Below are 20,544 nucleotides of genomic sequence, written 5' to 3'. Positions count from 1 at the left end.
TGTTTCCCTATCTTCTGAAGGTTGGGGCCTTTTGGCTCTTATTGTGTGGTTTGATCGAGGACGAAGTGGCCGGGCGCAACTTCGACCATCTGCGCTTCACGTGCCGGAATGTTCGCGGCAACGTCAAAAGGGGTGCGGTCCGGGCGCCGTCGGTCAGGATCGGGGATCGGGATCGCGGCAAGTAGCGAGCGGGTATAGGGGTGGCGCGGATCGGAGAAAATCTGCTCAGTCGGGGCAACCTCGACAATCCGGCCGCGAAGCATCACGGCCACGCGCTGGCAGAGATATCGAACCATCGACAGGTCATGGGCGATGAACAGATAGGCCAGTCCCAATTCGTCCTGAAGATCCTGAAACAGGTTGACGATCTGCGCCTGGATCGACACGTCAAGCGCTGTGATCGGCTCATCCGCGACGATAAAAGCGGGGTTTAGCGAAATGGCACGGGCAATATTGATCCGCTGCCGCTGGCCGCCGGAGAACTCATGCGGATAGCGCGACATGAAGCTTGGATCGAGACCGACGCGCTTGAAGAGTTCCGCAACCCGATCCCGAAGGGCAGACCCCTTTTCAACGCCGTGCACCACCAGCGGCTCTGCAACAAAGCGTCCGACCTTCATACGCGGATTGAGCGCGGAATAGGGATCCTGGAAGATCATCTGCATCTGACGGCGATATGGCTTCAACCCCTGGGGTCCCAGAAGCGTCAGCTCATTCCCGCGAAACCGCACCGAGCCTGCATCCGGCGTTTCCAGGTGCAGGACCGCTCGCCCCGTCGTCGATTTCCCGGAACCGGATTCGCCGACAAGACCGAGAGTTTCGCCCTCGCCAATCTTGAAGGAGACGTCGTTGATGGCATGAATCACCGGTTTCCGCTTACCGAACAGCGACTTGCCGCCGCCGTAGCTGCGCATCAGGCCGTTGACTTCCAGAACGGGAAGGCTATTCATCGCGTCTTCTCCTTCTCGGCCGCCAGCAAGGCTGGCAGGTCGTACCAGGCGGCGACCTTGTGGCCCGGCACGTCACCGACATCACGCAAGACGGGAACCTCCCGGTGGCATCGTTCTGTTGCGAAAGGATTGCGCGGGGCAAAGGGATCGCCGGCCGGCGGATTGGCCATGTCGGGCGGGCTGCCGGGGATCTGGTAAAGGCGGCGCTGTGTTCGCGCGCCCTCGTCGGGCAGGGAATTCAACAGCCCCCAGGTGTAGGCCGATCGTGGATCGTGGAACACCGGACGCACCGGTCCACGTTCCATGATCCGGCCGCCGTACATGACCTGGATCGTGTCGGCGAGCTCCGCCACCACACCCATGTCGTGGGTGATCCAGATAACCGTCGTGCCAAAGTCTTCCTTCAACTTGCGCACCAGATCGAGGATCTGTGCCTGAACGGTCACGTCCAACGCCGTGGTTGCCTCGTCGGCGATCAGGAGGCGCGGATTGCAGGACATGCCGATGGCGATCATAACACGCTGGCGCATTCCGCCGGAAAACTCGTGTGGGTATTGCGAAAGACGGGCTTCCGGATGGGGAATGCCGACGATGTCGAGCAGCTCCACCATTCGCGCTTTCAGCGCGTCGCCCTTGAGGGTCGTGTGCCGCTGAAGAACTTCCTTCAGCTGCCGTCCGACAGTCAGCACCGGATTGAGCGAAGACATCGGATCTTGAAAGACCATGCCGATCTGGCCGCCACGGATCTCACGCAGCTCGCGGTCGGAAAGAGCCATCAGATTGTTGCCATCGAACCAGGCTTCACCGGAGACGATCCGTCCCGGAGGGCAGGGCAGGAGGCCCAGCATCCCAAGGATGTGGACAGACTTGCCCGATCCGCTTTCACCGACAATCCCAAGGGTTTCGCCAGCTTCGATGGAGTAGCTGAGGTCGTTGACGGCATGGACGACACCGCCTGGGGTGTCGAACTCGATCGTCAGGTTCTTGATCTCAAGCAGAGCCACGTCAGACCTCGATATAGCCGCCACGCGATTTCGTCAGGAACTCGTGGCCATCTTCGGTGATCAGGATCGTGTCCGAAATCTGAGTGGCCACGCCCTGGTCGGGGACGCGCAAGTTGGGTTCCAGAGTGAAAAGAATGCCCGGCTCGAGAATGACGTCGGACTTGCCATCGATGGAGAAGTGCTCATGCGCACCGATACCAATCGTATGACCGATACGGCCGGGGATATTGGCGTCATAGCCCGCCTTCACCAGACCAGCCTTGGTGATCTCGTAAAGTTCGGCAAGGCGCGTGCCCGGCTTCATCACCGGGGCAATCTGCTCGCGGATCGAGAGGACGGTTTCGAGTGCGCGCCGACGCTTTTCAGGCAAAGCCCCGATGCCGACAGTGCGCTCGTTTTCGGCGTGAATACCGTTGGCGACGGACCAGATGAAGATTGCGCATGTCTCACCCTGCTCAGGCTTGCGCGCAATGGAATTGTCGCAGTTGCGGAACATGCGCTCACCGGAAAGAACCCAGGTGGCAAGGCCGTTGACCATGCCGCCTTCTAGCCCACCGAAATCCGCGACTTCGATGCTGTCGGGCAGGTTCTTTGTCCAGTGATTGTTCATGGCCAGCTGCGAGGCCGTATGGGCGTCGCGCTCCGTGCCGCCTGCCGCCAGTGCTGCAATGGCAGCGTCCATGCCGCGGTCGGCGAGATCGGCAGCAACCCGGGCCATTTCAATCTCGTCCGGGTCCTTGACCAGACGGCAACGGTCGATCAGCTTGGAGCTGTCCTGCAACCTGGCATTCGGTACCAAACCCTGGACCTGCTGCCAGCGCGCGATTGGCGTGCTGTCTGCTTCCAGCCCGATGGTGGCATTTTCCAGCCCCTTCTCACCGAGGATCTTCTGCAGGGCTTCCGGCCAGGTCGGGCCCATGGTCTTCGTTGTCGACCACACGCCATACGCACGCGTATCCTCAACGAAGCCCTCGTCCCGGCCGTGCGCATCGCGCAGAGCATGAACCAGCAGGGTCGGCTCGCCATTCGCCGGCAGGATCATCACCACCGGATGCGAGTAGAGCACCGGGTTGAAGCCGGACATATAGAAAGTGTGCTCGGGTTTGAAGGAGACCAGCGCATCGATGCCCTTCTCGGCCATCGCGGCCTTGAGGCGTGCGATGCGGGGGCGGGGGGCTGTGGTTTCGAGGCTCATTTGGCGCTCCGGGTTTTGGGGTCGAAATAGTCGCGCAGCCAGTCACCGAAGAGGTTTACCGACAGCACGGTCAGCACGATGGCGAGACCGGGGAAAGTCACAGCCCACCATGCCGAGGAGAGGTAGACGCGGCCGTCCGCCAGCATGCGACCCCAGGACGGGGTCGGCGGCTGAACGCCGAGACCGAGAAAGGACAGGGCGGCATCCATGATGATGATGCGGGCAAGTTCCAGCGTGCCGACGACCAGGGCGGGTGTCATGACATTCGGCAGGATGTGCAGGAACATGATCCGCAAGGTCGACGCCCCGATGGCATGGGCCGATTGCACAAACTCACGCTCCCTGAGGCTGAGGACCTGGGCACGAATGATGCGCGCATATCGGATCCAGGAGGTCAGAGCCAGCACCAGCACCACATTCTGGATTGAAGGGCCGAGGGCCGCGACAATCAGAAGCGCAAGAAGCATCAGGGGAATGGCCAGCTGAATGTCGACCAATCGCATCAACAACTTGTCGACGAAGCCTCCCTTGTAACCGGCAAGAATACCCAGGATTGTTCCGACGATGCCTCCAAGCACCACTGCGGTGCAGGCAACCATCAGTGTCATGCGGGAGCCGAAGATCAGGCGCGAGAGAATGTCGCGTCCCACCTCGTCTGTTCCCAGCGGGTGGGCTCCAGGGCTGAAGAGACCATCCCAGGTCGGGCCGGCGAGCCGCGCGCGCAGGTCACCACGGGTCGGGTCCGGCAGGTGCAGCATTGGCGCCAACAGGGCCAGGGCAACGATGATCACCAGCAGCACCGCGCCAAACAGACCCGCCTTCGAACTCGTGAGATCCTTGAAGAAATGTTTCATGGTCCGGCTCCTCAGCGATTGGCGCGAATACGCGGGTCGAGCACGCCATAGAGCAGGTCGACGAGGAAGTTGATGAGAACGAAGATCGTGGCGATGAGCGTGATACCGGCCTGAATGACCGGGAAGTCCTTGGCCTCGATGGCCTGAATGATCAGCCGCCCGATGCCCGGCCAGGAAAAGACGGTTTCCGTCACCACCGAACCGCCCAGAAGTTCACCGGTCAAAATGGCGGTCATGGTCACGACGGGGATGAGGGCGTTGCGCGCCACGTGCCAGAAGAACACTGTGTGCCGCAGCAAACCCTTGGCCTTGGCCGTGCGAATATAATCTTCCTTCAGGATTTCCAGCATTGAGGATCGCAGCAAGCGGGCGATCGAAGCGGAAACGAAGACCGCCAGAGTGAAGGCCGGCAAGACCAGATGGGCAAGCGTTCCATACCCTCCGGTCGGCAACCAGCCGAGGTTCACGGCAAAGAAGAGGATCAGCATGATCCCCAGCCAGAAGACCGGGGTAGCCTGTCCCAACAGCGCCACGGCCATTACGACAAGCTCAATCGCCTTGCCGCGCTTCAGGGCCGCGATGGACCCGGCGACGGCACCGATGAGAAGTCCGATGACAATGGCACTGATCGCCAGTTCCGCGGTCGCCGGCAGCCGCTCCAGAACCACCTGCATTGCGCCACGGCCATGCTGGAAAGAGGTGCCGAAGTCGCCCTGGACCACATTCACAAGGAAATGGCCATATTGCGCTATCAGGGACTGATCCAGCCCGAGCTGTACACGAAGGGCCTGAATGTCGGCTTCGGACGCGCCGATGGGCAGCAGCAGGGCTGCCGGATCGCCGAGGACGCGGGTGACGAAGAAAACAATCGTCACGACACCCCAGACGGCCAACAGGGATTCAGCCAGTCTTCGGAGAATGAATCCGGTCATGTGCTACCGCCCTCCAGGAATGTACGGATCCGCGTCAGGACCTCATCGTTCTTCTCGAGGTGGCAGGAATGATTGGCGCCCGGCACGAGCCAGCGTTCGGCATTCGGGCAGAGTTCGGCAATCAACCCGGTCTGGCTCGGCGGACAGATCCAGTCCTTCTCACCGCAGAAGGCGAGGGTGGGGACGGTCATGTCCTTGAGCTGCTCACGCAGGTCATATTCCTTTTCCCGGAACATCTCGTTGTGGGTCTCGGCGTGCAGATGCATGGTCCGAGTACGCTCCAACGCGCTGTTGGGGTCGAAAACCTCGTAGTAGAGCGGCTGCAGGGCAAACCAGATCAAACGGAATTCGGTGTCGTCCTGAATGGTGGTGCCGAACAGCTTGTCGATCATTTCCGCAGACGCGGACGGCACCTTGTCGATCCGTGCCTTGAAGGTCTCGATGGCCTCTGCTTCGTGATGGTGGCTTGGAGCGGTGCCGCGCAGGATCAGCCTGCTGAGATGGTGCTGATAGTGAACGGCGTAGGTCAGGGCAATCATCCCTCCAAAGCTGCCGCCCTGCAGGATGATTTTACCGTCGTCGCCACAGAAATGACGGCGGAAGGCTTCCACATCATCTGCGTACTGACGGAAGTTCATGGGGTAGGCGATTTCGCTCAGACCGCAGCCACGTTGATCAAAGGCAATGACCCGGTACCTGTCGGCAAGGGCGGAATAGGCCGCCCACTCGCCGAGATAGTCCCCCGCTCCGCGTCCACCGTGAAGAAGGATGATGGTCTCCTCATGGTGCTCACCGGCCATGCAGTAGCGGAAACGGCATCCGTTCAGGGTGATATAGTCTTCACGCCCGGAAGTTTTCGACGTCATTTCACGGCTTCCATCAGGCTTGGAGTGGAATCCACCCATTCATCCCCCTGCAACTCGGGAACGTCATAGGCCTGCAGACCCGCAAAATGGATCTCGACGTCAGCCGCGAAGATCTCGGAAACGATGCCACGCATCAATCGATCCGCACCCGCTGAAATGGCCGGGATATCGCCGGAAAGCTTCCCGTGGGACAGCATCGCGGCATCATTGAAGCAATGGATACGCGCCAGCATCGGGCAACTGCCCGGGTCCTTTTCAAGGAACTCGTAGGCATCCCCCAGATAGGGCGCATCGACCATGAAGGGCTTGGCAGAGCCCATCGACGGTTCGTAGACACCGTCCTTCCAGGTCTTGATCTGGCCGGAGAAGGAAGCAAATTCCGGGCGGCCCGTGAAATCGTTGCGGAATCCGGTTGCCGCAATCACGAAGTCCATCTCGAAATCGGCATGGGGCGTCTTGACGATGACATGGTCGCCAGCCTCGATCACGTCCTCGACCGGACACCCCAGGAAGGTGCGCGCATTCGGATGTTTCGTGACACGCAAAGTCGAGGTGTGAGGAGGCGGTACCTGTTGATCGTTGACGTAGTCGTTGAAGCGATACTTCCAGGCATCGGGCAGATGGCGCATTCCATGCACGACCCCCTGACTGCTGATCCCGGTCATCTTGTTCACCCGGGGCAAGTCCTTGCGACGGATCAACATGTCAACGCTTGCAGCCCCTGCTTCCAGGGCCGTCGCCGCATTGTCCATGGCGGAAGCACCAGCACCGATAACGGCCACGCGCTTGCCCTGTAGGGACCCAAAGTTGATTTCGTCGGCACTATGCGCCCAGAACCGGCGATCCACCTTTTCCAGGAACCCCGGGACAGCGCCGCCGCCGAGCCCCGAACGGCCCGTGGCAAGGACCAGGTGACGGCAATACTCGGTGCGCGGTCCCTCGGCATCCAGGAGGCTCACGGCAATCAGATCGTCTCCGGCATCCAGGACACCGGTCACCCGGGTTTCATTGACGACCGGCAGCTTCAGTGCAGATCGATACCAGCGCAGGTAATCCATCCACATGCCCTTCGGGATCTTGCCGAGAGCGTCGAATTCCTTCTCGCCCCATTGCGCCTCGAACCAGGCGCGAAACGTCAAAGCCGGGAGGCCGAGAGCCGGCCCGGCAAGCGTCTTCGGCGAGCGCAGGGTGTTCATGCGGGCAAAGGTTTCCCAGGGACCTTCAAAACCTTCCGGAGCTGCGTCATAGAGGACAATGTTGTCCACGCCGGACAGCATCAGACGTGCGGCCGCCGTCAACCCACACATGCCGGCGCCGACGAAGATCACGTCACGCACTCGCTGCCCATCCTTCGTCCGAGCCGGAACCCAGGACTTGGAAGGCATTTCAAGGAGGCTCAGATCCTTGGCAAGACGGGCTTCAAGGCCAGCAATGCCGGCGAGGTCATGTGTCATTTTCAGTCTCTGGTATTGGAAGGGAGTGGGCCGTCGATGCGGCGGACTTGAGGGATGAGATCAAACAGGGTCGCTTCGCACAGGTCGAAGAATTCCTTGGTGTCGCGCGCCCCTGCGAGACCTGCTGCGGCGAAGAAGCCGATCGAGAAATCGATCTGCTCCACCAGCGACCGCAGGATGACGCCCGACGGCCGCATGCCATGGGCGGTAATCGGCTCGACGATAGCCGTGGCTCCGGTCAGACGCGTGAACTGCAAAGCCGAAACGGAGGAATTTACGCGGATCGCGCGTTCAGGATGCACACTGGCCTTATCGAGAGCCTGCAGAATGCGGCCCTGGAGACGCGTCTGATCCAGCATCGTCACCACCGTGTTGGTGGCAACCTGGGTCAGGGATACGGGAACGTTCTCGGGAAATTCAGCTGCACGAGACTCGGGAAGCGCAACGACGAGTGGCGCAGAAAAGACGCGCTCGGCCGTCACGCCGGGCACATCAAGCGGCAAGGAAGACAACCCGATCCGTGCATTCCCGCTCAAGAGATCCTGGGCCACCGTGTTGGGCGCCGCCTGCATCAGCCGGATTTCTTTTGGGCGATCCGCCTCTGGCCAGCGCTCAAGAACGTGAGGAACCAACCCGGTGCCCAACGCGGAAGTTGCCGAAATCGACATGGGCAAAGCAGAACCTTTCGCACGGGCGAGCGTACGAGCCGGCAGATCTTCAAACATCGCCAGAAGGCGGCGGGCTTCTTCCTCGAAAGCGACCCCTTCGGCGGTCAGCGAAATGCGGCGCCCCACTCTTTCGGTGAGCGCGAAGCCGAGGCTGCTTTCAAGGTCCTGAAGGCAGCGCGTCACTGATGGTTGTGACCGATCCAGCAGTTCGGCTGCCTGGGTCACATTTCCGGTTTCAGCGACTTTCAGAAAGGTTTGCAGATCTCTTTTGTTCATGACCTGATATTTTCTGAATTGATCGACGGAATCAATTCAAAAATGACATAGATCAATTCCTGAGGCCAAAAAGCAAATAATTTGAGCTTCATGATGCCTTATTAGGCATAATAAGAAGCTTATTATTCCAAAAAATGCGCACTAACCGCTCCTCACCGGCCATCAGTTGCAGTCCGGATGGGTGAAACGACGCTTCTTCTTGCGCGTGACCAGGCACGAAAAACCCCATCTGGCAGCCACGCTTGAAACGTGGAAGCCAAGATGGGGTCAGAGTTGCCGAGTCTGCCGTTAGCTGGAATGACCCAGCGGATGCATCAGGCGATTGGCCCAGCCGAAAATGGCAATGGAGTGCACCAGGTCCTGAATCTCGGCATCATCCAAGCCGACCCTTTTCAGCCGCTGGATATGGCTGGTATCAGCAAGAGGAGGCGTTGCGGTCAGGGCCTCGGCAAAATCCATGATTGTTCCGTCACGCAGGGAAAGAGCGTCACGCCTTCCGGCAAAAAGAGCCGAGGTCGTCGGCGTGCCACTCAGGCGCGCATGCTGTCGCGCATGGACATTCGCACAATACTGGCACCCGTTGACGAGCGACGCCCCCAGCGCACCGAGTTCCCGATCCGCTCGGTTCAGGCCACCGTCTGCGTACATGATGGCGTTGAAGAGAACTGTCCGGGCTACATAGCTGTCAGGATCGTGCGCCAGAGTGCGCACATAGGGCGAAACCTTCTTGGCCGAGGGAGTGACCTTCATTGCCTCGAGTTGGCGCGGCGTGGCATCCGCGATCTCCACCGGTGGCAAATAGGGCGTCCAGGTCAGCGGTTTCAGACTAATCTGAGGAATTCCGTCTGTTTCATTCGACCCTGGTTCGACCTGTTCCAGCACATCCGTTTTATCGGCGAGCAAGTTGAGGCCATGCACCACACGTATCTGGTAGCAGGCATAGGCAAGCAGTTCCGACAGGGCGATGATCTGTGGCACGTTGTACCCGGCGTCCTGAAGAGACTGCAGATGCTGTGGCCCCGAAGTCGCCGGTTCGCGCGCAATCATGTCCGCATGCCGCGCCAAGGCTGCAAGCGCTGGATCCGTCGGCATTTCGCCAGAGGCCAGAGCCTTCAGATCCGCCGTCCCCGGCGCGGGATAGGTTTCCAGCAGCAGGACATTTTCCGCGGTTGCTACCACCCGGCGCCCAAGGGCAGCGCGCAGGTCGGATGACAAGCCGAGATCTTCCTCGGGGAACAAGACAGCATCACGGCAGGTCTCTATCCCCTCTACGAACGCGGGACGCCTGGCATTCAGGGCGTCCAGAACACGGCCGTCGATCACGGCCAGAGCGGCAGAAGATGTTGTCATAGCAGGACTTTCCACATGGCGAATACGGCATTGACATGCTAAGAATGCCAACAACGCATGATAGAAGCTTCTTTATCATGTTTTCTGATCATGTAGGCGCAATCATGTCAAACGGAAATAATGAAACTCTCGGCATTCGCGAACTGGAAGTTTTTGTGTCCGTAATGGCAACAGGCTCAATGACAGGTGCCGCACGACAGCTCGGGATCGGGCAACCGGCCGTGACCCGCATGGTACGCGATCTAGAGGCAACCATCGGCTTCGAGCTCTTCCGCCGAAACGGCCCGCGTATTTCGCCGACGTCCAAAGGCGTGCAGTTCTTTGAAGACGCCCGGCAGCTTCTCGCCTCCTTCGAGCAGGTCACGCAACGCGCGACCAGCCTGCGCGAGGGGCGAATACAATCGCTCGCACTGGTGGCGAACCCCGCTATGGCTGCGGGTCTGGTACCGGGAATGCTGGCAGCGCTTGATCGTCATTCAGGCCTGCCACCGAAGGTCAGCCTGCAGACAATGGATGCAGAACACCTGGCCCAGGTGCTGCTTTCCGGGGCAGTGGATTACGGCGCTTGTGCCATGCCGCTGTCTCATTCCGAGCTCGATTGTCTCTGCGTGGCGCGCGCCGGACTGGTGGCCGTTCTCCCGCCCGACCTGCCGACAGAACCGCTGGACGTCGCGCTTTTCCGCCAGTATCGGCTGCTGTCGTTGGGCAATTCCTATCGAATTCGGCATGCGATAAACGCGCACTTGGCCAAGCATGGGGTCGAACCGGTGGCCGAACTTGTCACCAACAGTTCCCTCAACGCTATTCGGGCCGCGACCGAAGGCCTGGGTATTGCACTGGTCGATTGTGTCTCGGCCCGCGGGATCGCGGTCGCTGGCGCCCGGATCGTGCCGTTGGTTGAACAGATTCCCTACGAGTGGGGGCTTTTCCGTCGAACCGGTACCGGTCTGCCGGAACTGGAAGATGCGTTGCTGGATAGCTTCTGCAACGTGTCCAGGGAGCTTGGGGCGGAGATCATCTCCCTGTCCAAATAGGAGGCACCATCTGCTTCGATCAGTGTGGAGTGACAGATGCTTTCAGCATCAAGTTCACGAAGCAGAAATCAGCCCTGCAGATCGTCGGAAACAGGGAAAACCTGTAAGGGGAGGGGTGTTGCCCTCCAAATGTCAGCACTGCGTAAATGGATGATCTTGGCTAGATGTCCCTGTAACTGATCAACTCGATCCCCAGTCTCTCGACCTGTTTCCGCAAAACATCACTGGTGAGCGTCTGAAGGCAGGTAAGCCGATCTTGTTGTACGTCTTCATACCCACAATGGCCTGTTTCTCTCAGTTCAGCCGATTCAACTGCGGGGTGGTCGATGAAGATGTAGGTTCCGCTCGAAAGCTCAGCTAATTCTGACGTGAAAGCAGAAATGCGAGTTTCTTCATTGCGCGGAAACTTGGGGTAGCCGTCTATTCTCGGGAGCCCGCTTCCAAACGGATCGTCCTTGAGGCCTGCCTCTGAACAGAGGTCCGACACGATCTCTCCAACTTTCGGGTCGAAGTCCTTGAAGTGTCTCGCCATGTGAGAACTGATGTGGGAAGCGTGCGGAAACATCGCCATTCCAAGGTCGATCTGTGCTTTCAATTCGTTGGCAATGTCGTCGATTGCCCAATCACTTTCTGTGAGACTTTGGCGGCTGTCGCCATCTCTCGGCGTCAGCAGCGGAAGGAACGCGCCCGTCTCATCCCTCAGAGACTTGGCAGGGGTAAGCGGCCGCCACTTCACAGCCTCCCATTCACTGGTGAGTGTCAGGTGGATCCCGATATCTATTTCCGGACGCTCTCCAAACAGCCGAGCCGCATGCGCTACCCATGGGCACGGCATCATAACTTCGACACTGCGAGCAATTCCATCGGTACAGGCCTTCAAGCAGCCGATGTTTGACGACCAACTTGAACCTGCATCGTCCACACGCACTAACAGTCTTACCGATTTTGCCAAAATACCGGATCCTCATCTGACCGGCGGCAAGCAAACCATGTTCGGCACGCTCCGTCAGCCTGAAACGTTCTTTGAGCACCGTTGTTGCGGTTCGGGATAGAATGTGCCCGAATGTGTCCCGGCTGCACGCATAATTTTGATTATGGAATTTTTATTCGTCTCAAGTGAGGACACCACGGCTCCGCAATTTTGCTTGAAGCACGATCATTCTCTGGTCTTGGGAACTGGTTTCCGTAATTTGCGTTCCCTTCATATCGCAGTCGATGCACGAAAGGCATGTTGGAATGACCAGCGCTCCAGGTTTCTTTCGATTGAACGGGACGCACGACAGACAGGTCGTTCTGTTTGCTCTCCAATGAACGGCGAATGCTTCCCCGAAAATGGTCAAGTTGTCGCAGCATCAATCTGTTTGAAACCGCAAGCTGTTCTGTAAGTTATCTCTATGTGATCCAATAGATGGAAACGAAACCGCATTTGCGTTACAGCCACGCAAGCAAGGCAGGCGCCTCTCCGGCGGCCTGCCGTTTCCGTGTGTCGGATCACATCCTCGACAAGCCCATTCAGGGAAACTTCAAATGGAAAAACTAGATCGGCGTACGGGTGACAGTTCTGGCGCCCCGGATGAAGCGGGTTTGACCGCCGACGCGGCAACGAACAACCGGTCCGCGCCATCGACCGGCGATGCACAGAGTGAGACTGAGACAGGCGGGACCGCGCCCAAAAAGCCGTTTTGGCGTCGTCCCGTCTTTCTGATCTTACTCCTCGGGCTCGCAGCGGCGATCGTTGCCGCCGTCCTTTACTACTGGATCAACGTTGCGCCCTATGAAAGCACCGATGACGCATTTGTGGATGCGGACATCATTCAGGTCACACCGCAGACCTCCGGCCAGGTGATCAAGGTCGCAGTTGGCAACAATGCTCCCGTAAAGGAAGGTGACCTCCTGATCGAAATCGACCCTGCTCCGGCAAGGGCGGCGCTGGAAACGGCGACCGCGCAACTGGCACGGGCGCAAGCGGAAAAGCAACAGGCGGAGGCAAGCGTCGCGCAGGCCAAACAACAGGCGGCGGAAGCCGAGGCCAACCTGGACGCGGCCAACGTGAAGGCAAACAACGCCCAGAAGAACTTCGAGCGCAACCAGCGTCTGTTCCAGTCGAATTCCGCGGCGATATCGGATATGGCAGTCGATGACAGCCAAGCCAACGCGCGGCAGATCGAAGCGCAGGCAAAGGCCTCCGAACAGGCTCTTGCGACCGCGAATACAAATGTCGGCGTTGCCGAGGCAAAAGTCGCTGCTGCCAATGCCGCGATCAAGGCGGCGAAGGCGCAGGTGGATGCCAACCGCATCCAGCTCGGCTACACCACCATCACTGCAAGTCAGGCCGGAACGATTGTTCAGAACAACGTCGGTGTCGGCGCTTTCGCCACCAAGGCCGCGCCGATGATGGCACTGGTTCCCAACGACATCTTCGTGACAGCCAACTACAAGGAAACCCAGCTCGACCGGATCCGCCCCGGACAGGAAGTCGACATCCATGTGGATGCCTATCCCTCGACGGACTTCAAGGGTAAGGTCGTGTCGATCCAGCAGGGTGCCGGGCAGGCGTTCCAGCTTTTGCCGCCGCAGAACGCCACCGGCAACTTCGTGAAAGTGGTCCAGCGTGTCCCGGTTCGCATTTCCATGACCAACCCTGATCCGGACCGTTATGTGCTTGGCCCCGGCATGTCCGTGACAACCAACATCAAGGTCGACTGAGATGGCCGGCTCCATCCCCGGTCAGGACTGGTCGAACGAACGCTCGGCCGCCGGAACACGGTCGCCATGGCTGATGACTTTCGTCGTCTCCATAGCGACGTTCATGGAAATCCTCGACACGTCGATCGCCAATGTCTCGCTCACCAATATCGCCGGCAGTCTCGGCGTATCGGACAACGAGGCGACATGGATGGTGACCAGTTATCTGGTCGCCAACGCGATTGTCATTCCGATCAGTGGCTTTCTGTCCCGGGCGATCGGCCGCAAGCGCTATTTCATGATCTCGATCTTCCTGTTCACGGCCTCCTCGGTGCTGTGTGCCCTTGCTCCCAATCTCGGCTTCCTGATCGCTGCGCGCGTGCTTCAAGGCATCGGGGGCGGCGGGCTGGCGCCGGTTGAACAGTCCATGCTCAGCGACAGCTTCCCACCGGAAAAGCGGAGCCAGGCCTTCGCCGCATTCGGCCTTGTCGTCGTTGTGGCTCCCATTATCGGGCCGACCATCGGCGGGTATGTCACCGACACGATTTCCTGGCACTGGATCTTCCTGATCAACCTGCCGGTCGGCATCATCGCCCTCTTCCTCGTCCACTTTCTCGTCAGCGAGCCGGAGCTTCTCGTGCGCGAACGCAAGGAGCGCCTGAAGAAAGGTCTGCGGGTCGATTATATCGGCTTCCTGCTCTGGGCCTTTGGCCTGGCCGGACTGCTGATCACGCTCGACCGGGGCCAGACCGAAGGCTGGCTTGATTCGAACCTGATCAGGGTGATGATCGTCATGGCCGTGATCGGCCTAGGCGTCGGCACCGTTTGGGAGCTCAAGCACGACGACCCGATCGTTCCGCTGAAACTGTTGCGGACGCCGAACCTGGCGATTGCGACTATCATGATGCTGCTGCTTGGAATGCTGGTCTTCGGTACCATTCAGATCATTCCGCAGATGCTGCAGCAGGTCTATGGCTATACCGCCTACAATGCCGGACTGGTGCTGACGTTCGGCGGCTTCATCGCAATCTTCATGATGCCGATATCAGGCGTGTTGACCAGCAAGGTCGATCCCCGCCTGTTGCTGCTGCCCGCCTTCGGCATGCAGGCACTCGCCTTCTACACCTTTTCGGGCTTCAATCTGGAAAGCACATTCGCGGATGCAGCGTGGGGTCGCTTCACGATGTCCATCGCCCTTCCCTTCCTGTTCATCCCTATCACCACGGTCGCCTATATCGGCCTGCCGCCGGGAGACAGCGACAAGGCGTCGGCCATGCTGAATTTCTTCCGAAATCTTGGCGGCGCTTTCGGTATCTCGCTGACCCAGACATTGCTGGAGCGGCGCGACCAGTTTCACCAGAGCCGCATCACGGAAACCGTAAACGAGCTGAACCCCTACTACAGAGAGACTATCGCCACGCTGACGCAACAACTCGGCTCACACAGCCGGGCACTTGCCGCCCTTTACCAGAGCGTCCAGCAGCAGGCGATGATGCTTTCCTATATCGATGTCTTCTACGTGTTGATGTGGTGCACAGCCTCGGTGCTCCCGTTCGTTCTCTTCCTGCGGACGAGAAAGGCAACGAGGACATCAGGACAACCAGGAAAAGCCGCCACGAGCCATTGAGGCAGAAGGTGTCCAGAGCGACGGCATCAAGCATAAGGTGCCGTCGCTTCTGATAATGTTTGTCGTGTCAGGACAAGGCTGCCAGAGCTTCTGCGTGCAAAGCGGAATTGGCCGCAGCGATGACATGGCCTTCCGAGTGCAGGCCCAGGGCTTCCCCCTTCCAGTCGGTGATCACGCCTCCGGCGCCCTCGATTACGGGAACGAGCGCCATGTAATCGTAGGGATGCAGGTTCATTTCGAACACCAGATCGCAGTGCCCCGACGCCAGCAGACCGTAGGCGTAGCAATCCCCCCCGAAGCGGCGCATGGCGACTTTTCGTGAGAGCGCCTCGAATTTTGCACTTCCCGCAGCATCGAACGTATCGGGTGTCGTTGTATAAAGGATCGCCTCGTCCAGCCGGGTTCGGCCGCTGGTGCGGCAGGACGCACCATCGAGTGTCGATGCTTTGCCGCGCTGACCCGTCCAGCGTTCACCGGTCGGCGGTATCGAGATGATACCGAGTTCCGGCGCCCCGTTGTAAAGGCAGGCAATCAGGGTGCCGAAGGTCGGCATCCCGGAAACGAAACTCTTTGTCCCGTCAATCGGGTCCAGCACCCAAACGTAATCTGCATCCAGGCGGGCATCATCGTGCTCTTCGCCAAGGATGCCGTGGACCGGAAAGCGCTGGACGATGCGTTCACGCATGGCCGCTTCGATGGCGCGGTCGGCCTGGGTGACCGGGGAGAGGTCGGCTTTTTGCTCCACGTCCAGAGGCTTGCGGAAGTAGGTCATCGCCATGGCGTCGGTCACGTCGGCGAGCCCGTCGGCAAAACGCGCCAGCATCTCCGTTTCGGGCGGCGTCGTGGAGCTCTGCATGAATTTTCCTCGTCTGCGGGGGCTGGCAACGATGGTTCGCCAGCAAATTAACTGTAGACAAAAGCCACAAAAATGCAAGACTACACAAATATCCCCAGAACCGCGACCAGAGGACGCGGCAATAAAAAAGGGTCTCGGGAGGATCCGATCCGGGGCAGCTACTGGCACACGAATACGTGGATCAACAAGGAGAGACGACAATGAAGACCTGGAGCAAATTCACCTTGGCTTCGCTGTTTGCCGTCGGCATGGCGACAACAGCCTCCGCTGATGAAATCACTGTCTACACAGCGCTTGAGGAAGAAGAGATCGCAGCTTATGTCGAGGCGGCGCAGGAGGCGATGCCTGATACCGAGATCAATGTGCTGCGCCTGTCCACCGGCAAGCTGGGTGCGCGTCTTCTGGCAGAAGCAGGAAATCCGCAGGCCGACGTGATCTGGGGATGGGCCGTCAGCGCCATGATGGATCCTCAGATCCTCGAGATGCTGGAACCCTACGCAGCCAAGGGCGTCGATGTCCTGCCCGCCACTTTCCGTGGTGAAGACGGCAAATGGTTTGCTCCGATCGGCTACATGGGAGCGTTTTGCGTCAACACGGCACGGCTTGAGGAAAAGGGCCTGCCGATGCCCAAGAGCTGGAAGGATCTCGAGAACCCGGACTTCAAGGGCGAAATCCTGATGCCGGACCCGAATTCTTCCGGGACCGGGTATCTGCACGTCAATGCAGTGCTGCAAACCATGGGTGAAGAGGCCGGTTGGGCGCAGCTCGAAGCCGTGGATCCGAACATGGCACAATATACCTCGTCCGGATCCAAGCCCTGCAAGTCCGCGCGCGTCGGCGAATACACTGTCGGCATTTCACTGGCATTCACCGCGATGCAGTCCATCGAGGAAGGCTATCCGCTGGCCATGGTCTTCCCAGAGGAAGGTGTTGGATATGAGCTTGAAGCCTCCGGCCTGATGGCCAGCTCCGACAACAAGGACGCGGCAAAGGCCTTTCTTGACTGGACAATGTCGGACGAGGCAATCGACCTCTACCAGCAGTACAAGGCGTTGATCACGGTTCCGGGTGTCGATGCTTCCGAGGCGGCCGAAAAAGCGGGCCTGCCGGCTGACATTTCGACTGTCCTGGCGGATATCGACTTCGTCACTGCAGCCAAGAACCAGACGGACGTGAAGGCCACCTGGAAGGAAAAGCTGGGCCGTTGATGGTGCGCGCGGCGGCTCCGGCCGCCGCCAGAAGCGCGCGGGGCTTCGCTGGAGACCCGCGCCCCACTTTGACAGGAGACCTGACCCGCCGTGTATCTGACTGTCCGCAACGCCACCAAGACCTTCGGGTCCTTCAAAGCGCTCGACGACGTCTCGATCGAGATTGATCGACGGGAATTCGTTTGTCTGCTGGGTCCGTCCGGCTGTGGCAAGACGACCCTCCTGCGGCTGATCGCAGGGCTATCGGAGCTCAACAGCGGCGATATCCTTCTGGAGGGAGCCGCGCTTTCAAACCTTCCCGCACGCAAGCGGGGCTTCGGTATCGTGTTCCAGTCCTACTCGCTTTTTCCCAACATGACTGTGGCCGAGAACATCGGTTACGGGCTGAAGATCCGTGGCACGCCACAGTCAGAGATTTCACGCCGCGTGACTGAACTGCTGGAGCTGGTGAAGTTACCGAAAGTCGCCGGCAAGTTTCCCGGTCAACTGTCCGGCGGACAGCAGCAGCGGATCGCATTGGCCCGGGCAATCGCCGTCGATCCACGCGTCTTGCTGCTGGACGAACCGCTGTCTGCGCTGGACGCGAAGGTCCGGGCCGAGTTGCGCGGCGAAATCCGCCATGTTCAGCGTTCGCTCGGCATACCAACCCTGATGGTGACACACGATCAGGAAGAGGCGCTGGCGCTGGCGGACAAGATCATCTGCATGAACCATGGCGTCGTGGTGCAGGCAGGCACGCCGGAAGATCTCTACCACCGTCCGGCGACGCGCTTTGTGGCGGACTTCATGGGGATCAGCAATCTCGTTTCCGCCGAGCCGATCCGCCGAGAATTCCCGGATCTGATGGCACAGCGGCCGGAAGGAACGGGCGCGGACCATGTGGCCTGCATTCGCCCGGAACAGATCGGCCTGACACCCGCGCGGGACGGCAACGCCACCGTGCGCAGCATCAGTTTCCTTGGCAATCTGCGGCGGCTTGAGGTCGACAGCGCAATCGGGCCGCTGGTTGTCGAGACTCACGGCTACAATTCCTGTCACGAGGGCGAGCGCGTGAACCTGAGCATTCCACCGGAAGCCTGCACCTGGGTGACTGACGATATGCCCCAACAGCCTGCCGAGACCGCCGCATGAGCGGTGTAGAAACGATGACCACGCCTGCGCGCAGACAACTGGATGCGAACCGGCTGCTGACGCTTGTCTGCGTCGGGCTGCCTCTGCTTGGGCTCGTCCTCTTCTTTCTCTACCCGATGGTGGTCGTGTTCCTTCGATCCCTGACGGTTGACGACGGTTACGGGCTTGCCAACTACACGCGCGTTCTGGGCTCGACGGGGTTCTGGCGTGCAACCGAACATTCCCTGCTCATGGGGGCCGCCACGACGGTGCTCAGCGTCTTCCTGGGTTTCATCATCGCACACGGCCTCTATCGCTGCGCTTTCCCGGGCAAGTGGCTGATCCGCGGTGTGATCGTCCTGCCGCTGCTCGCCCCCTCCCTTGTGCAGGCACTTGGGCTGATATTCCTTCTGGGGCGCAACGGCGTCATCAGCCGTGCCCTGGGTGTCGAAATCGATATCTACGGCTTCTGGGGCCTGTTGATCGCCAACACACTTTACGCTCTGCCGCAGGCGGTGATGATTATCGGTGCGGCGCTGGTCCTGCTGGATGCGCGCGTTTACGAAGCGGCGGAAGTGATGGGCGCCTCGCCGTCACGCCAGTTTCGCGACCTCACCCTGCCCGCTGCGCGCTTCGGCATCCTGAACGCGGCTTTCGTCTGCTTCACAATCACGATCACCGATTTCGGCAACGCGGCTGTGATCGGCGGGGACTACTCGGTTCTGGCAACCGAAATCTACTCTCAGGTGGTTGGCCAGCGGAACTTCAACATGGGCGCCGTGGTCGGCATCATGCTGTTGTTGCCGACGGTGGTTTCCTACGCCATCGAGCGTCAGGCGATGAAACGGCAACAGGTCGGACAGGTAACCGGCCAAGTTCCGTACCGGCCATCCTTTGCAGCGGTGCGCGACCCGGTTATGGCATCGCTTTCGCTTTTGATCTGCGCCGGCATCGTCGCGGTGATCGGCATCGTTGTCTACGCAAGCTTCGTCACCCTGTGGCCCTACAACATGGCGCTGTCATTCAAGCACTATGACATCACGCTGGCCGGGGGCTATTCCTCGCTCTGGATGACCATCGTCATATCGCTCATGGCGGCGACGGGAGGCACGCTTGCCGTCTTCCTCCTGTGTCTTGGGCTGCGCCGGCTTCCGCGTAGCGCGGCCCAGTCCATCCAGATGCTCGCCGCCGTGCCGGCCGCAGTGCCGGGGATGGTCCTGGGGCTTGCCTATATTCTGACTTTCAATTCAACCGCGACACCGCTCTACCTCCTCTATGGGACGGCGGCCCTCATCGCGATCGTCAACTTCTATCACTACCACACGCAGGGCTTTCTGACGGTGATGACCGGTTTTCGCCAGTTGCCCAAGGCGCTCGAGGAAGCGGCGGACAGCCTTGGGGCCGGCATGGCCCGGACAGCGGTCGATATCATCGCGCCGTTCATAGCCCCCATGCTCGTCTCGGTCTTCTTCTTCCTCTTCATGCGGTCCATGGTTACCCTGTCGGCTGTTGTCTTCCTCACCACGCCTGACCTGAGTGTCGCGGCAGTCACAATCATGCGGCTGGACGATGCCGGTCTGACCTCGCAGGCCGCCGCCTTTGCCACCTGCCTTATGGCGGTTGTCTGCGTCGCGCTTTTGGGTATGAAGGCAACACTTACGTTGATGGGGCGGCGCAACAGGATCAAGAGGCCAGTCTGATGTGGGCAAAGGAACGTCACCGGCGCATCCTCTCAATGCTGGGTGCGAAGCAGCAGGTGAGCGCCAATGACCTGGCGGAGATGCTGAACGTCTCTCGCGAGACGGTGCGTCGCGACCTTCTGGATCTGGAGGAAGCCGGTCAGGTCAGCCGCGTGCATGGCGGGGCGGTATTGCCCGAGCCACGTTCCGAAGAGCCTTTCCGCCAACGGATGACGACGCAGATCCGGGCAAAATCGGAGATTGCCCGCAAGGCGGCCGGACTGATCCAGCCCGGGCAGACGATCCTGGTGGACGCAGGCACGACCACCGCCATATTCGCGCGGGAACTGGTGAAACTGTCGGATCTGTCAGTCATTACCAATTCCCTGGATATAGCCACCACGCTGCAGGGAGCCGGCAAGGAAGTGCTGCTGCTGGGCGGGCGGATGGCCGCTGACGTGCCGGCAACGGTCGGTGAACTCACCCTCTCCGAAATCCGCCGTTTCCGTGTCGACCTTTGCTTCTCCGCCCCGGTCGCGGTGCATCCGACAACCGGCGCGTATTTCTACGACCTGCAGGAAGCCGAAATCGCCATCGCCATGGCGGCACAGGCGCTGCAGACAGTCATTCTGGCCGACCAGAGCAAGCTTGGCAAAACCAGCAGGGTGCAGTCCTGGCAGGCCGGAGAGATCGGCAGGCTGGTGACAAACAAGGCGGTTGCTGAAGAGCAGATAGCCGCCTTCCGTCAAGCCGGCGTGGATGTCGTGACCTGAGACCTGGAGAACGCCAGGGTGTG

18 protein-coding genes are annotated in these 20,544 nt (G+C 59.9%); 7 read left to right on the top strand and 11 right to left on the bottom strand.

Going from position 1 to position 20,544, the window contains the following annotated elements; all coding sequences use genetic code 11:
• Positions 1-38 precede the first annotated feature (38 nt).
• From FMN63_RS11125 to FMN63_RS30070, 9 genes are all read right to left on the bottom strand, one after another.
• Positions 39-950 (bottom strand): ABC transporter ATP-binding protein, encoded by a 912-nt coding sequence (locus FMN63_RS11125; RefSeq protein WP_148584038.1) that lies wholly within the window; start codon positions 948-950, stop codon positions 39-41.
• On the bottom strand, positions 947-1,954 hold the full coding sequence (locus FMN63_RS11120; protein WP_148584037.1) for an ABC transporter ATP-binding protein: 1,008 nt from the start codon (positions 1,952-1,954) through the stop codon (positions 947-949). The genes FMN63_RS11125 and FMN63_RS11120 overlap by 4 nt, the downstream gene beginning before the upstream one ends.
• Position 1,955: 1 nt before the next feature.
• On the bottom strand, positions 1,956-3,149 hold the full coding sequence (locus tag FMN63_RS11115; RefSeq protein WP_148584036.1) for a M24 family metallopeptidase: 1,194 nt from the start codon (positions 3,147-3,149) through the stop codon (positions 1,956-1,958).
• Positions 3,146-4,003 (bottom strand): ABC transporter permease, encoded by an 858-nt coding sequence (locus FMN63_RS11110; RefSeq protein WP_148584035.1) that lies wholly within the window; start codon positions 4,001-4,003, stop codon positions 3,146-3,148. The genes FMN63_RS11115 and FMN63_RS11110 overlap by 4 nt, the downstream gene beginning before the upstream one ends.
• A gap of 11 nt (positions 4,004-4,014) precedes the next feature.
• Positions 4,015-4,935 carry an ABC transporter permease gene (locus FMN63_RS11105; protein ID WP_148584034.1) on the bottom strand — a complete coding sequence of 307 codons (921 nt, stop codon included), beginning with the start codon at positions 4,933-4,935 and terminating at the stop codon, positions 4,015-4,017.
• Positions 4,932-5,801 carry an alpha/beta fold hydrolase gene (locus tag FMN63_RS11100; RefSeq protein ID WP_148584033.1) on the bottom strand — a complete coding sequence of 290 codons (870 nt, stop codon included), beginning with the start codon at positions 5,799-5,801 and terminating at the stop codon, positions 4,932-4,934. Before FMN63_RS11100 ends, FMN63_RS11105 begins: the two co-directional genes overlap by 4 nt.
• A complete protein-coding gene (locus tag FMN63_RS11095; RefSeq protein ID WP_148584032.1) occupies positions 5,798-7,255 on the bottom strand; it encodes an NAD(P)-binding domain-containing protein in 1,458 nt (485 codons plus the stop codon). Before FMN63_RS11095 ends, FMN63_RS11100 begins: the two co-directional genes overlap by 4 nt.
• A gap of 2 nt (positions 7,256-7,257) precedes the next feature.
• Entirely contained in the window at positions 7,258-8,199 is a 942-nt protein-coding gene (locus FMN63_RS11090; RefSeq protein ID WP_148584031.1) for a LysR family transcriptional regulator, read from the bottom strand.
• Positions 8,200-8,487: 288 nt separating this feature from the next.
• Positions 8,488-9,039, bottom strand: coding sequence for a peroxidase-related enzyme (locus tag FMN63_RS30070; RefSeq protein ID WP_286192604.1), 552 nt, complete (start codon positions 9,037-9,039; stop codon positions 8,488-8,490).
• 614 nt (positions 9,040-9,653) lie between these two features.
• Between FMN63_RS30070 and FMN63_RS11080 the strand changes: the two genes are divergently transcribed.
• Positions 9,654-10,583 carry a LysR family transcriptional regulator gene (locus FMN63_RS11080; protein ID WP_162530021.1) on the top strand — a complete coding sequence of 310 codons (930 nt, stop codon included), beginning with the start codon at positions 9,654-9,656 and terminating at the stop codon, positions 10,581-10,583.
• A 160-nt stretch (positions 10,584-10,743) separates the two neighbouring features.
• On the opposite strand, the gene FMN63_RS11075 is transcribed toward FMN63_RS11080, so the two are convergent.
• A complete protein-coding gene (locus FMN63_RS11075; RefSeq protein WP_162530020.1) occupies positions 10,744-11,511 on the bottom strand; it encodes a ChbG/HpnK family deacetylase in 768 nt (255 codons plus the stop codon).
• A 599-nt stretch (positions 11,512-12,110) separates the two neighbouring features.
• Between FMN63_RS11075 and FMN63_RS11070 the strand changes: the two genes are divergently transcribed.
• Together FMN63_RS11070 and FMN63_RS11065 are read left to right on the top strand one after the other, a co-directional pair.
• On the top strand, positions 12,111-13,289 hold the full coding sequence (locus tag FMN63_RS11070) for an HlyD family secretion protein (protein ID WP_148584028.1): 1,179 nt from the start codon (positions 12,111-12,113) through the stop codon (positions 13,287-13,289).
• A 1-nt stretch (position 13,290) separates the two neighbouring features.
• Positions 13,291-14,895 (top strand): DHA2 family efflux MFS transporter permease subunit, encoded by a 1,605-nt coding sequence (locus tag FMN63_RS11065; RefSeq protein ID WP_148584027.1) that lies wholly within the window; start codon positions 13,291-13,293, stop codon positions 14,893-14,895.
• A gap of 67 nt (positions 14,896-14,962) precedes the next feature.
• On the opposite strand, the gene hisN is transcribed toward FMN63_RS11065, so the two are convergent.
• Positions 14,963-15,751 (bottom strand): histidinol-phosphatase, encoded by a 789-nt coding sequence (gene hisN, locus FMN63_RS11060; RefSeq protein ID WP_148584026.1) that lies wholly within the window; start codon positions 15,749-15,751, stop codon positions 14,963-14,965.
• 200 nt (positions 15,752-15,951) lie between these two features.
• On the opposite strand from hisN, the gene FMN63_RS11055 reads away from it, so the two are divergent.
• The 4 genes from FMN63_RS11055 to FMN63_RS11040 all read left to right on the top strand — a co-directional run bounded on the left by FMN63_RS11055 (position 15,952) and on the right by FMN63_RS11040 (position 20,521).
• Positions 15,952-16,959: an ABC transporter substrate-binding protein gene (locus tag FMN63_RS11055; RefSeq protein ID WP_148584025.1), complete on the top strand. Its 1,008-nt coding sequence runs from the start codon at positions 15,952-15,954 to the stop codon at positions 16,957-16,959.
• Between the two features lie 90 nt (positions 16,960-17,049).
• Complete coding sequence (locus FMN63_RS11050; RefSeq protein WP_148584024.1) at positions 17,050-18,090, top strand: ABC transporter ATP-binding protein; 1,041 nt, start codon at positions 17,050-17,052, stop codon at positions 18,088-18,090.
• Complete coding sequence (locus tag FMN63_RS11045; protein WP_148584023.1) at positions 18,087-19,769, top strand: ABC transporter permease subunit; 1,683 nt, start codon at positions 18,087-18,089, stop codon at positions 19,767-19,769. The genes FMN63_RS11050 and FMN63_RS11045 overlap by 4 nt, the downstream gene beginning before the upstream one ends.
• Positions 19,769-20,521: a DeoR/GlpR family DNA-binding transcription regulator gene (locus tag FMN63_RS11040; RefSeq protein WP_148584022.1), complete on the top strand. Its 753-nt coding sequence runs from the start codon at positions 19,769-19,771 to the stop codon at positions 20,519-20,521. Before FMN63_RS11045 ends, FMN63_RS11040 begins: the two co-directional genes overlap by 1 nt.
• Positions 20,522-20,544 lie beyond the last annotated feature (23 nt).

It is taken from the genome of Stappia sp. BW2 (assembly GCF_008107695.1).
Taxonomy (GTDB): Bacteria; Pseudomonadota; Alphaproteobacteria; order Rhizobiales; family Stappiaceae; genus Roseibium.
This window is presented reverse-complemented; position numbering and strand designations above follow the sequence as displayed.

Coding starts and splice junctions, on each gene's coding strand:
- FMN63_RS11105 (WP_148584034.1), bottom strand. CDS start 4,935: ATGACCGGATTCATTCTCCGAAGACTGGCTGAATCCCTGTTGGCCGTC.
- FMN63_RS11080 (WP_162530021.1), top strand. CDS start 9,654: ATGTCAAACGGAAATAATGAAACTCTCGGCATTCGCGAACTGGAAGTT.
- FMN63_RS11055 (WP_148584025.1), top strand. CDS start 15,952: ATGAAGACCTGGAGCAAATTCACCTTGGCTTCGCTGTTTGCCGTCGGC.
- FMN63_RS11065 (WP_148584027.1), top strand. CDS start 13,291: ATGGCCGGCTCCATCCCCGGTCAGGACTGGTCGAACGAACGCTCGGCC.
- FMN63_RS11070 (WP_148584028.1), top strand. CDS start 12,111: ATGGAAAAACTAGATCGGCGTACGGGTGACAGTTCTGGCGCCCCGGAT.
- FMN63_RS11095 (WP_148584032.1), bottom strand. CDS start 7,255: ATGACACATGACCTCGCCGGCATTGCTGGCCTTGAAGCCCGTCTTGCC.
- FMN63_RS11125 (WP_148584038.1), bottom strand. CDS start 950: ATGAATAGCCTTCCCGTTCTGGAAGTCAACGGCCTGATGCGCAGCTAC.
- FMN63_RS11110 (WP_148584035.1), bottom strand. CDS start 4,003: ATGAAACATTTCTTCAAGGATCTCACGAGTTCGAAGGCGGGTCTGTTT.
- FMN63_RS11045 (WP_148584023.1), top strand. CDS start 18,087: ATGAGCGGTGTAGAAACGATGACCACGCCTGCGCGCAGACAACTGGAT.
- FMN63_RS11115 (WP_148584036.1), bottom strand. CDS start 3,149: ATGAGCCTCGAAACCACAGCCCCCCGCCCCCGCATCGCACGCCTCAAG.
- FMN63_RS11040 (WP_148584022.1), top strand. CDS start 19,769: ATGTGGGCAAAGGAACGTCACCGGCGCATCCTCTCAATGCTGGGTGCG.
- FMN63_RS11100 (WP_148584033.1), bottom strand. CDS start 5,801: ATGACGTCGAAAACTTCCGGGCGTGAAGACTATATCACCCTGAACGGA.
- FMN63_RS11090 (WP_148584031.1), bottom strand. CDS start 8,199: ATGAACAAAAGAGATCTGCAAACCTTTCTGAAAGTCGCTGAAACCGGA.
- hisN (WP_148584026.1), bottom strand. CDS start 15,751: ATGCAGAGCTCCACGACGCCGCCCGAAACGGAGATGCTGGCGCGTTTT.